This window comes from Aliiglaciecola sp. 3_MG-2023 (genome assembly GCF_030548205.1).
Classification (GTDB): domain Bacteria; phylum Pseudomonadota; class Gammaproteobacteria; order Enterobacterales; family Alteromonadaceae; genus Aliiglaciecola.
Window position 1 is genome coordinate 104,410 of record NZ_JAUORV010000016.1, and the last position, 12,037, is coordinate 116,446.

The window sequence follows — 12,037 nt, forward strand, 5'->3', positions numbered from 1 at the left end:
ATAAATATAGCCAATGCGAAAGCATAATAGATCAAAGGAAATCCATTGTGGTGTATTTTTTGGGAAGTTTATTAGTAAATCGTGTTCAAGTACTTAAAATTTACACTTTTAATGTCGATTATCGACCTCTACATGGCAATTTAACTTAGACCCTGTATGCAAATTAACCATATCACTTCTATCCTCCTAACATGCACCGTTGGGAGTGTTGCAGCTCAAGTACAGCCAATATCTTCTTGTAAAGTTAATACACAAGAGTTTATTGCTGACCAATCTATTTTAGCCGATCAAATTAGAGTCAAAGCCAACCGCGCTGAAATTAAACAAAACCGGTATGCAACATTCGAGGGCGATATCGTCATTGATAACGAAAAAGCCCGTATTCTGGCCGACAATGCAACCATAGACAAAGATAATACAGAATTAAAGGCCTCTGGGGATGTGAGTTATAACGACAATTTAATGGTCGTGCAAAGCAGCGATGTTCGGTTAAACACAACCTCGGGTCAATTGTCCATGAATAACACCGAATATCACTTACGCCAATTCGGAGGCAGAGGTGCCGCCGGGGTAATCGATATTGATGAGCAAGTGGGAATTGAGTTAACTGATGTCAGCTACACAACCTGCCCGGAAGGTGATGAAGATTGGAAAATAAATGCTAGCAGCATCAAAATTGAAGAAGATGCTTTGTGGGGAGAAGCGATTAACACTGTCTTTTACTTGAAAGACATTCCTGTTTTTTATCTACCCTATTTTGTTTTTCCGGTGTCGGACCAACGACAAACCGGATTATTATTTCCAGAGATCACCACCTCTAGCACAACGGGATTAGATTACGAACAACCGTTCTACTGGAATATTGCGGAAAATTACGACGCTACCTTTTCACCTCGGGTCATGACTGACCTTGGGGTAATGTTAAAAACCGAATTTCGCTATCTAACTGAGCAAAGTACTGGACAAGTCAATATCGAATATTTGGATGATGATAAAAGTACCGGTGATAGTGATGCCAGATACTTTTATCGACTGTTGAATTCCACCAGCATCGGAAACAATTGGCACTTAAACATTGATTACAATGCGTTGAGTGACGATAACTATATTGTGGACTTTGGCTCAGATTTTTATAATCGAGCAGACACCCACTTATACCAAACAATGGCCCTGAATTATTACAGCGATAAGTTAGATTTCTCCCTTCACGTGAGAGATTTTGAAATTATTGGTGATCATCCAACCAATTATCGCGCACTACCTGAGCTAAAACTGAATTATCAAACGGATATGTTTGCTGGATTAGAATTTCGAATTAATTCAGAACTTGCTTATTTTGAAAATAAGCAGTCAGACTTACCCAAAGCAACGCGATTACATTTAGCTCCAAGCGTCGCCTTGCCTTTGCAGGCCCATTGGGGGGAGTTTTTAGCAGAAGCCACTTTATTGAATACCTATTATCGTCAAGATAACATTGAAGGAACTGAGCTGGCAAAGCGCACTAATCGCTCTTTGACCCAAGGTCGGGTTTATGGCGCTTTACATTTCGAAAAGGATATTGAGTGGTTCGATAACGAATTAAGACAAACCTTAGAACCTAAAATTCAATACTTATATACCAGTTACGAAGACCAGAATGATATAGGGCTTTATGATACAACTCGCCTTTTAAATGACTTTAATGGGTTATTTCGTGGACAGGAATTTACTGGCCTAGACCGAATTAGTGATAACAATCAGGTGACCGTGGGGTTAACAACAAGAATATTAGATGAAAATAGTCGGGAACAATTTGCCCTTAGTTTAGGTCAAATTTTCTATCTCAAAGAGAACCGTGTAGTCGCAGCCAGTAAAGATGAAGATCAATCTGCCCTAGCTTCTGAATTAGATTGGAAAATAGGCAGTAAATGGTTTGCCCATTCAGAAATACAGATTGCCACTAAAACTGATAAAGTAGAGCGCAGCAGTATTTCATTGGAATATCAATTAAGTGAAGATAAAATATTTCAGTTGAATCACAGATTTGTGCGTAATTTATCCGGCGAAAAAATCGATCAAATGGGTGTGACGGCAAGTTGGCCATTGGCTAAAAATTGGCACTGGGTAGGTAGATGGTATAAAGATTTGAACACCCAACGTACCATTGAAACCTATACCGGTATTCAGTACGAGTCATGTTGTTGGGCAGTCAGCATTGTTGGCCAGCGATACTTAAGCAACCGGTTTGATGACAGTGGAATACAAGATACACAGGAATTTGAGACCAGTGTTAATTTGAAATTTAGCTTTAAATTTACCGGTGGCGAAGCTAGCTCGAGTCGCCGAGATATGCTCGAAGATGGTCTTTTTGGTTATCGCCAATCTTACCTGATAAATTAATAACAGATATAATGTCCAAATTGCGGACATTTTCACAACGTTTTGAGTAAAAGTAATAAACATGAAATTATTAGTCGTCGTTATAGCTTTAACCACACTTCTTAGCTTTCAAAGTGTGGCACAACAGGTTTCACTAGATAAAGTAGCCGTTATTGTTGATCAAGGAGTCATTTTAGAAAGTGAAATAGATGCTTTGGTTGGACAGGTGAAGCGCAATGCAGAAACCAACAATCAAACTCTACCTTCAGATCGCGCCCTGCGCACCCAAGCCATTGAAAAATTAGTCACAGATAATTTGCAAACCCAAATGGCTGAAAAAATGGGGATACAAATAAGCGATCCTCAGCTCGATCAAACCATCGCGGGGATTGCAGCGAATAATAATTTATCAATGGATCAATTCAGAGCCGCCATTGCCAAAGATGGGATTCCTTTTGAAGTCTACCGTGAAGACATTCGTAAAGAGTTGATCACCCAAGAAGTGCGACGTGCAAACGTACGTAGAAGAGTTTATATCACACCGCAAGAAATTGAGAACTTAGTGAAGTTAATTGATGAGCAAGGTGCGGAGCAAGCGGAATACAACTTGGGACATATATTAATTGGCTTTCCTCCCCAGCCTACAGATGAAGATATTGCCAAAGCGAAATCAACCGCAGATAAAGTATTAGAACTACTCAACAGTGGTTCTGATTTCACACGAATTGCAATCGCTTCATCGTCGGGTTCTAAGGCGCTAGAGGGCGGTGATTTAGGTTGGATGAATATCAACTCCATGCCCACTCTTTTTGCAGAAGCCGTGCAAGATAAAGGCAAAGATGAAATTGTTGGGCCGATTCGAAGTGGAGCTGGATTTCATATTTTAAAAGTGAAAGATTTACGTGGTATCGAAGTTGTAAAAGTACAAGAAGTAAATGCCAGACATATACTGATTAAACCTTCGGTAATATTAAGTGATGAAAAAGCCAAGGAAAAACTAGAAGAATTCCGTAAACAAATTATTGACGGCGAAGCGACTTTTGAAGACCTTGCGAAAGAGCACTCTGCCGACCCGGGTTCGGCAATTAAAGGGGGCGAATTAGGCTGGAATGACCCTAATATCTATGTACCCGCGTTTAAAGATGCCTTAAGTAAATTAGAAAAGGATGAAATTGGTCAACCGTTTCGCTCTTCACATGGCTGGCACTTAGTGCAGCTGATCGATAAGCGAGTTGATGATGCCACCGACAAGCGCAAAGAAGACAAAGCTTATCAGCTTATTTTTAATCGTAAATTTACTGAAGAAACCGATGCTTGGTTGAGAGAGATGCGCGATGCTGCTTATATCGAAGTGTTAGAGACCTCATCTGAATTAGGAAGTTAAATAATTGCCCTTTAAAATAGCCATCACGCCAGGAGAACCCGCGGGAGTTGGTCCTGACCTTATTATTCAGCTAGCACAAAAAAAGTGGGACGCTCAATTAGTCGTATTTGCTGACCGGAACATGTTAACTGAACGAGCAGCAATGCTTGATCTGCCTTTGACGTTGCTTGATTATGAAAATGGTGTTGCCCAGGTGCAAGGGCCAGGGCAACTATACATCATTGATATTCCGACAAAAGTAAAAGTCGTTGCTGGTCAACTCGATGCTAAAAACGGCTTATATGTTGTGGAGACCTTACGCCAGGCCTGCGCCAAAAACATGAATCAAGAGTTTGACGCGGTTGTCACAGGTCCGGTGAATAAAGGCATTATTAACGAGGCTGGTATTTCCTTCAGTGGGCATACCGAGTATTTTGCCAGCCAATCAAACACCCAAGACGTGGTTATGATGTTATCCACAGAAGGCTTGCGAGTTGTATTAGCCACTACTCATATCCCGTTAGCTTATGTGGCAAAGGCGATAACCCGTGAAAGGTTACATAAAGTGTTGCACATTGTGCATACCGATATGAAGCTTAAATTTGGCATACCCACGCCGCATATTTTTGTATGTGGTCTAAACCCCCATGCAGGTGAAGATGGACATTTAGGGCGCGAAGAAATCGATATAATTATACCTGCATTAGATGAGTTACGTGAGCAAGGGCTGAAGATAACGGGTCCTTTACCAGCAGACACTATGTTTCAAGAAAAGTATATGCAGCAAGCTGACGTTATTCTGACCATGTTCCATGACCAAGGGTTGCCAGTGTTAAAATACAAAGGCTTTGGTAAGTCGGTTAATACCACCTTAGGCCTACCCTTTATTCGTACATCAGTTGACCATGGAACGGCATTAGATTTGGCTGGAAAAGGCGAAGCCAATCCAGGAAGCTTCGAATGTGCCATCAATGACGCCCTAAAATTGGCAGTAAAACGTATATGAGTAAACAACATTTAGGCCATACTGCGCGTAAACGTTTTGGTCAAAACTTCCTTCACGATGCCTATATAATTGATCAAATAGTCTCTGCGATTCATCCCGTCGATGGAGAAAACTTAGTTGAGATAGGTCCGGGTTTAGCCGCTTTAACCGAACCTGTGTGTGAGCATATAAGTAAACTTAACGTTGTCGAATTAGACCGAGACTTGGCGGATAGACTGAGATCTCACCCATTCATTTCGAAAAAATTGAATGTAATAGAAGCAGATGCTTTAAAATTTGATTTCTCTGAATTAGGTGATGAGCAAAATCCTCTGCGGGTTTTTGGCAATTTACCCTACAATATTTCCACGCCTTTGATGTTCCATCTATTCTCTTTTGCAAATAAAATTAAAGACATGCACTTTATGCTGCAAAAAGAAGTAGTGAATAGATTAGCCGCTAAAGCGGGTGAAAAGAACTACGGTAGGTTATCTGTCATGGCACAATATCACTGCCAAGTGATACCTGTTTTGCATGTACCGCCAGGAGCGTTTAACCCGCCACCAAAGGTTGATTCAGCGGTGGTAAGATTATTACCGCATAGCGAAAAGCCAGTACAAGTAATTGAACAAAAAATGTTGAATCAAGTCTGCGCTCAAGCGTTTAATCAGCGCAGAAAAACCATTCGCAATAGTTTGAAAAAATTGATAGAAGAAAAACAACTTGAAGACCTGGGAATTAATCCGGAACTAAGAGCAGAAAACCTAAGTCTTGCTGATTTTGCAACTGTAGCCAACTTCCTCTCTCAACAAGGAACTTTAGAATAATGGACGCTAACGATATTAGCATCGATGTGCAAACTCAATATCTTGAAGATAGATTTCCAGAAACCGAGGAAAAATATGCCTTTGCATATAAAATAACCATCACTAACAATAGTAAAGATGAAGTGACGCTGCGCAACCGTTACTGGCTCATTACGGATGGAAATGGTGACAAATCAGAAGTTGCTGGTAAGGGCGTGGTGGGCGAGCAGCCGTTAATAAAACCCGGAGAATCTTACCAATATACCAGCGGTGCCATTTTAGACACTCCCGTAGGGACTATGCAAGGCCACTATGAATTCAAATGTGCTGAAAATGATGAGCTGCTCAAAGTACCCATAAAAGTATTTAGGCTAGCTGATAGCAACGTTCTTAATTAATCATCATTCAAACTTTATACAAATTATATGTCTAATTATGTCGTGGGTGATATTCAAGGTTGCTATTCGGGTTTACGGCAATTATTGGATAAAATACAGTTTGACCCAAACCATGATAAATTATGGGCCGTAGGTGATCTTGTCGCCAGAGGGCCTGATTCACTTAACACCCTGCTATTCTTAAAATCCCTTGGTGGAGCTTTTGAAACGGTTTTGGGCAACCACGACTTACATTTTCTTGCCATATTAGGGCAATTGAAAAAGGCGAAACGCAGCGATTTTTTAGGTCCACTATTACAATCAGAACACGCTGAAGAATTGGCTAACTGGCTGAGAAAAAAGCCTTTGGCTTTACGCATCAACAAAGATACCTTATTGAGCCATGCTGGCTTATATCCCCAATGGTCATTTAAACAAGCAATAGAGTTAAGCGATGAAGTTAGCACTATTCTAGCAGGCCCAGATTACTTAAGTTTGTTAGCATCCATGTATGGCGCTAAGCCTGATCGTTGGGATGAACAATTAAAGCATACACAGCGATTACGGTTTATCATCAATGCCTTTACCCGTATGCGATACTTGAAAAAATCGGCTATTTTGGAATTTGAGACAAAATGTTCACCGACTAAACAGAACAGCTCTTTGAAACCTTGGTTTGAAGTTCCAAATGAGAATATCAATAAGAATCAACGTATTATTTTCGGTCACTGGGCAACGTTAATGGGGCAAACCCAATCTAATCAATATGTTGCCCTAGATACAGGTTATGTTTGGGGCAACACCATGACTTTATATTGCATTGAAAACGAACAGAAATTTAGCGTTCAAAATGAGACGAATCCATTCACTTAATCCCCCTCATAATTCCTTTCTAAAGAAACAGAACATTATGTCGATAAATTGAAATAGAGTTTAATTTACTAATCAATTCAGTAAGTTAATACAAGATGCTTAGAATTTAACTATTATTGATAATTGAAAAACAGTTAACAGCGCTTATTAAAACGGATTTGAGAAATATACTTAGTCATCGTTTTATGTACGTATCAACTCATAAAGTCATTATGTTTAGTCAAAACCAGTGATAAACTGATTTGCATAGTTAAGTAATTTATGACTTTTATATCAAAGTTTGGCACACTAAAATCGCAATTGTTAAAAGTATGATCTGTGCGAACACAATAATAATAAGATCACGAAACCAGAGGAATATCTAAATGAAAATATCAGTCGCATTAAGGGTAATAGGCGGGTTTGCCGTTATTTCTGTTCTACTTCTGGTAATCGGTATTTCTTCGCTAATAAACTTTAATTCCATTGATTCGGCAACTGACGAAGTGAATACATTAGCCATTCCCACCTTAAATGCCAGTAATCAACTTAAAATTTCTTTTTTGAATATGGGTAGGCTTACTGTAGCGGGATTTTATGAAACAGATTCTGATGCCTTAAATAGTCAATTGGAGAACTTGCTGGTTAGTGAATCTAACTTCAAAAATGAAGTCTCTATGGTTAAAAGTAAAGTTAGTAAGGACCCTAGGTTTAGTCAAGCGGTGCAAAATGTTGATGGTATTTATCAGCAATACAATAGCAACGTAACTAACATGTTTGAAAACCGTAAGGCCTATTTAGACGAAGGAGCCCGGTTAGAGGAAATAGTTGAAACAGTTGAAGATAATTCAGATGACTCATCCACCTTATTGCTTGATTTTGCCGATTTAGAAAGTGTTCAAAATGATGACCAATTGAGTAAAGCTGCAGAAATAGGAAGTAACTTAGAAACCTCATTACTGTCGCTCTTAACTGTCAGTGCAGACTACATTAAGACTGAAAACTTGGTTCGCGCCGACACTATTGGTAACGAAGTAGAGTTAGTTATTGCACAAATATCTAAACAGTTAGGAGAAATGCAATCATTGGTGGGCAACCGTGATGACAGTGGCACTATGCAAGAAATCACTAATTTAGTGAATTCTGTCATTAGTTCGGTAACCGCTTCTGATGGCTTGTTAAACACGCAAATTACGCGCTTAAACAATCAAATAAAATCTGCAGAAGCGTTGAATGCTTCAGAACAAAATATTCAAGAAGCCATTGCAGAATTAAATGCGCTATTGAAAGTTGCTGACGAAAAAACCAACGCAATGAAAGAGCAAGTGGCCAATCGTGTATCCTTAGCAACAACTATCATCATAGTCTTAACTATTGTCTCAGCGGTATTAGCAGCCTGGATAGCATGGGCTAGCGTAAGAGCCATTACCGTGCCCTTAGGGAAGGTCAATGACGTATTACATGTTGTCTCTTCAGGTGATTTAACCCGCAAATTAGACGATAGCTCCGATGATGAGTTTGGGGAGTTGGCAACTAGTGTAAATAACCTAATCGATAGCCTCAAAACCTTAATAAGTGGAATAAGTACACGCGCCTCTCAACTTGCCGCTGCATCTGAGCAAACCTCGACGGTAACCGCCCAAACCACTCATTCCATTCAGAATCAGAAATCTCAAGTTGCTCAAGTGGCAACGGCAACTACTGAAATGCACAGTACGTCTCAAATGGTTACCCAAAGCGCGGAAGATACCTTGAACCAAATTCGTCACGCCGATAAAGAAGCGGAAAAAGTCAAAGGTATTTCTTTAAACAATAAGATGACCATTGAAAAGCTGGCGATTGATGTAGATGACGCTGCAAACGTCATTAATAAACTTCACCAAGATAGCGCGAGTATCGGCGGGATTTTGGACGTTATCCGCGGAGTAGCTGACCAAACTAACCTTTTAGCACTAAACGCTGCCATAGAAGCGGCTCGCGCCGGAGAACATGGTAGAGGGTTTGCCGTGGTAGCAGATGAAGTGCGAACTCTGGCCAGCAGAACGCAAAAATCAACGCAAGAAATAAATGACATGATAGAAGTGCTGCAAGCTGGCGCGGAAAAAGCTGTGATGGTGATGAACCAGGGCAAAGAACAAGCCACAGTGTGTGTTGATGAAACAGAAAAAGCCACTCAAGCCCTAGACTTAATTACAGAAGCAGTGCATAGAGCCCATGATGTGAGCAGTCAGATAGAGCAATCAGCCAGAGAGCAAAATGTCGTGTCACAAGAGATCAGTGAGAAATTAGAGAATATTGTGGGCATTGCAGAGGAAACGTCAACGGGGGCTCAACAAACGGCTGAATCAAGTGAAGAAGTCGCGCGCTTAGCAGAAGAATTGCAAGCATCTATTCAACAATTTAGAGTGTAAATAACACTAAAGTAGAACATTGAATAGACAGTCTTCATAGAAACCAAAACGCTGCTTTAAGAAGCAGCGTTTTTTATGGAAATTGATAAATGGATTGAGCTTATTCGAACAGCGAACGGTGCAGTTCTTTGACAATCTCAGTACTGTCATCTTGATGGACTAAAAATGACATATTGTGGGGGTTGGCGCCATAACAAATCATGCGCAAGTTATAATCCCTCACCGATGAAAATATTTTGGCTGAAACACCGGCAGCACTATGCATATTGTTACCCACTACGGTGACTAGATCATAATCGCTCTCAACCACCACTTCACAGAAATCTCGCAACTCATCAAGGGTTTCGCGATTCAGCTTTTCGGCAACTGAATTAGTCGGATTATCCAATGTAAATGACACTGCGATTTCAGATGTGGTGACCAAGTCAACACTTAAACTGTGCTTAGCGATGATCGTAAATACTTGCTGCAAGAAACCTTGAGCATGCATCATTTTTGGGGTTTTTACCGTCACCATTACTTGTTGTTTACGACGTGTAATAGCCCGATAAGGAGGTTCATTATCACAGTCTCTGACAATCCAGGTTCCACCTTTTTCCGGCTCTTTACTTGAACCAACAAACACTTTAATGTTTTTACGTAAGGCTGGCTCCATCGTCGCGGGATGCAGTACTTTTGCCCCAAAGTTAGCCATTTCGGCCGCTTCATCGAAGCTCAATTCTGGTAACGGTCGAGCAGCATCAGTGATGCGAGGATCTGTGGTGAATACGCCGACCACATCCGTCCAAATTTCGCAACTAACCGCATCCAAAGCTTCAGCCAGAAGTGCAGCACTAAAATCACTTCCGCCGCGGCCTAATGTGGTTGTTCTGCCTTGCTCGTCGGCACCAATAAAACCCTGAGTGACATACACTTTTTGTGATAGTTCCGACTTCATCACTTGGCTTGCTAAGGATTTAATTTGCTCAATTTGCGGAACCGCCTCACCAAACACAGAATTTGTACGCAGCACATTACGGGCATCAAAATTCTCTGCTTGTACTCCCTGCTCTTTTAATACTTCTGTAATCAATAAAGATGACATACGTTCACCAAAAGACAGTAATTTGTCTTTCAAATCATCCCGATGTAACAGTTCTTCGTGATAAGCTACTTTTTCCATTGCATCAAATAACGAGTTCAATTTCTCCGTGACTTGCTGGGGCTGTGCAAGCTCAGCGACAATTGCATTTTCAATGGTTTTGATGTGCTCTATAGTATTGGCTATTTGTGCGTGAGTTAACGCCGTATTAGCGAGACTAACTAAATGGTTCGTTACCCCCGCAGACGCACTCACTACCACCACCCGGGTAGATGGATTAGCTGCGATAATCTTTGCGCAGTTTTGCATTGCGGCATAATTTGCCACACTTGTGCCACCAAACTTGGCGATATTAAGGTCAGGAATTGTCACGCTTGATCCTCTTTGAAAATAATCGCTGTAAATTACCAGATATACACATATTTAAAAGCAATAAATTGCAATTTCCTTCGATTAGTTTTGTATTGAATATGCATTTTTTAACTGAATAGTTATTTATTAATTTCAAATAATAATTCAAAAATCAACTTATAAATATCTCAATGTCTGCAAATGGAAGTCAGTCAGGAAACGAGCTCATACAGAACAACTAGTTCAACTTACTTTTGTGGGCGAGTTTGGCGGCGTTGTCTTCCCAATTTTGACCATCGAAAGGGACAATGGTGATGTTTGCAGGCTTGCTATCTAAACAACGCACATTCACGTCGACTCCATCAGGATTAGAACGAGGGATATAAAATGGTTTAGCACCACAGACTTTACAGAAGGTATGTTTAGCGACGCCGGTATTGAATCTATATTCAGTTAAAAATTGTTCACCACAAATTAATCTAAAGTGCTGTTTGGGGACAATTAAGTGCAAAAATCCAAATTTGCTACACACTGAACAATTGCAATCCTCGACTTCAACATGGTCGTCAGACTCCACTTCAAACTGGACCGCTTTACAATGACAACTGCCCCTGTATTTCATCGAATTCCTCCGCAATGAAAATATTGAATAAAACCTTGATTACACCTAACAACACTAACGCTATTTAGGAATGGCGACTTCTACAATGTCTCCTACGTTAACATTGTGTTTTGCAAACCAACCTAAATTCATTTCCAGCGCATAAAGCACCTCAGTGGATGAATTAATTGACGTTAAGTCATGGGGTTGCATCCCTCGTATGTCGGTAATCTTTCCTTGGTCATCAATAAAGGCAACATCGAGTGGAATAAAGGTGTTTTTCATCCACATACCCGCAATACGAGGTCTTGAATATTTGAATAGCATGCCACAATTATCACACAAAGACTTTCTGTGCATTAATCCTGTGGCGCGCTGTTCAAACGAGTGAGCATATTCCACCGCCAACGCAATTTCACGGATCTGCACTTTTGCTTCGTCAAACTCAACAGCATGACTAGCAAATGATAGTAGCGACAAGCCAAGAAACAAGGCCGCCGCATATACATGTTTAGTTATAGTTTTTTGCATGAACATCCTTCAACGCCATCACTTGTCTCCCAGGTCTCATAATGTCCCTGAACACACTGGCTTTTCACTGTAAAACACTGTTGTTGGTTATATCCTACCTGAGTATCGGCAGCATTTGCAGCTGCGTGGCCTAAAAATTCTTTAGTTGAACTTGCGCTACAAGCGCCTAAGCTGAATGCCGCTAGCAGCAATAAAATCATCTTCATTGTTTTTCCCAATTTTTTACCAAGATCAATAATGTAGGAACCCATGTTGATTAAATAGTTCCCACCCATAGGGAGTATGCAATAGACAAAGAGCCATCTGTGAATTGTGTAAGGA

Annotated in this window: 11 protein-coding genes; 7 read left to right on the plus strand and 4 right to left on the minus strand. The window is 40.5% G+C overall.

Annotation, left to right across the window (positions count from 1 at the left end):
* The first annotated feature begins 156 nt into the window (after window positions 1–156).
* The 7 genes from lptD to Q4574_RS17180 all read left to right on the plus strand — a co-directional run bounded on the left by lptD (window position 157) and on the right by Q4574_RS17180 (window position 9,152).
* Window positions 157–2,379: an LPS-assembly protein LptD gene (gene lptD / locus Q4574_RS17150; RefSeq protein WP_303475739.1), complete on the plus strand. Its 2,223-nt coding sequence runs from the start codon at window positions 157–159 to the stop codon at window positions 2,377–2,379.
* Window positions 2,380–2,440: 61 nt separating this feature from the next.
* Window positions 2,441–3,742 (plus strand): peptidylprolyl isomerase SurA, encoded by a 1,302-nt coding sequence (gene surA / locus Q4574_RS17155; protein WP_303475741.1) that lies wholly within the window; start codon window positions 2,441–2,443, stop codon window positions 3,740–3,742.
* A 4-nt stretch (window positions 3,743–3,746) separates the two neighbouring features.
* Entirely contained in the window at window positions 3,747–4,727 is a 981-nt protein-coding gene (gene pdxA, locus Q4574_RS17160; RefSeq protein WP_303475744.1) for a 4-hydroxythreonine-4-phosphate dehydrogenase PdxA, read from the plus strand.
* Entirely contained in the window at window positions 4,724–5,533 is an 810-nt protein-coding gene (rsmA, locus tag Q4574_RS17165) for a 16S rRNA (adenine(1518)-N(6)/adenine(1519)-N(6))-dimethyltransferase RsmA (RefSeq protein WP_303475747.1), read from the plus strand. Before pdxA ends, rsmA begins: the two co-directional genes overlap by 4 nt.
* Complete coding sequence (apaG, locus tag Q4574_RS17170; protein WP_303475750.1) at window positions 5,533–5,910, plus strand: Co2+/Mg2+ efflux protein ApaG; 378 nt, start codon at window positions 5,533–5,535, stop codon at window positions 5,908–5,910. The genes rsmA and apaG overlap by 1 nt, the downstream gene beginning before the upstream one ends.
* A gap of 27 nt (window positions 5,911–5,937) precedes the next feature.
* Complete coding sequence (locus Q4574_RS17175) at window positions 5,938–6,762, plus strand: symmetrical bis(5'-nucleosyl)-tetraphosphatase (protein ID WP_303475753.1); 825 nt, start codon at window positions 5,938–5,940, stop codon at window positions 6,760–6,762.
* A gap of 365 nt (window positions 6,763–7,127) precedes the next feature.
* Window positions 7,128–9,152: a methyl-accepting chemotaxis protein gene (locus tag Q4574_RS17180; RefSeq protein WP_303475756.1), complete on the plus strand. Its 2,025-nt coding sequence runs from the start codon at window positions 7,128–7,130 to the stop codon at window positions 9,150–9,152.
* Window positions 9,153–9,252: 100 nt separating this feature from the next.
* On the opposite strand, the gene lysC is transcribed toward Q4574_RS17180, so the two are convergent.
* The 4 genes from lysC to Q4574_RS17200 form a co-directional block, all read right to left on the minus strand.
* On the minus strand, window positions 9,253–10,605 hold the full coding sequence (gene lysC, locus Q4574_RS17185; RefSeq protein ID WP_303475759.1) for a lysine-sensitive aspartokinase 3: 1,353 nt from the start codon (window positions 10,603–10,605) through the stop codon (window positions 9,253–9,255).
* Between the two features lie 217 nt (window positions 10,606–10,822).
* Window positions 10,823–11,206, minus strand: coding sequence for a GFA family protein (locus Q4574_RS17190; protein ID WP_303475762.1), 384 nt, complete (start codon window positions 11,204–11,206; stop codon window positions 10,823–10,825).
* 60 nt (window positions 11,207–11,266) lie between these two features.
* Window positions 11,267–11,716: a DUF192 domain-containing protein gene (locus tag Q4574_RS17195; RefSeq protein ID WP_303475765.1), complete on the minus strand. Its 450-nt coding sequence runs from the start codon at window positions 11,714–11,716 to the stop codon at window positions 11,267–11,269.
* Window positions 11,701–11,922: a hypothetical protein gene (locus Q4574_RS17200; RefSeq protein ID WP_303475768.1), complete on the minus strand. Its 222-nt coding sequence runs from the start codon at window positions 11,920–11,922 to the stop codon at window positions 11,701–11,703. The genes Q4574_RS17195 and Q4574_RS17200 overlap by 16 nt, the downstream gene beginning before the upstream one ends.
* Window positions 11,923–12,037 lie beyond the last annotated feature (115 nt).